This window comes from Streptomyces sp. AC627_RSS907 (assembly GCF_019049165.1).
Window position 1 is genome coordinate 1 of record NZ_JAGMUE010001394.1, and the last position, 621, is coordinate 621.

Annotated in this window: 1 protein-coding gene; it reads left to right on the forward strand. The window is 66.8% G+C overall.

All coding sequences use genetic code 11. The features are described from left to right. The coding region (locus KUM32_RS42075; protein ID WP_217146871.1) for a site-specific integrase at window positions 1–621 on the forward strand (621 nt) is incomplete at both ends.

Genomic DNA, 621 nt, shown 5'->3' on the forward strand with positions numbered 1-621 from the left:
CTACTCGTCACCGCGCCGGAAGGTCGCCCCGGTCGCCCGAGCAAGGCGCTGAATCTGGAGCAGGCAAAAGCTGTGCTCATCGCCGCACGTCCGTCGCGGCTGTACGCCTACCTGGTGCTCTCACTCCTGAGCGGCGTACGCACGGAAGAGGCGCGGCCACTCACCTGGGATCACGTCTTCCTGGAGACCACGCACGGCATCCCGCCGCACGTCGCGGTGTGGCGTTCGGTGCGCAAGCGCGGTGAGACCAAGACCAGGAAAAGTCGCCGGACCATCGCTCTGCCGAAGCAGGTGGTCGAAGTGCTCGAAGAGCACAGGCGATGGCAGAAGCAGGAACGGGCATCGAGGGGGATGGAGTGGAGCCCGACCGGCCGTGTCTTCACGACTCGGAGCGGCGAGCCGCTCGACGCGGCCAACGTCCGGCGCGATTTCAAGGCCATCGTGAAGAAGGCTGGACTGAGGCCGGAGTGGACGCCGCGGGAACTCCGGCACAGCTTCGTATCCCTGCTCTCCGATCACGGCATCCCCTTGGAGCGGATCGCGCTCTTGGTCGGCCACAGCAGCCAGGCGACCACAGAGGCGGTCTACCGCAAGCAACTCCGGCCCGTGATCACGCAGGGC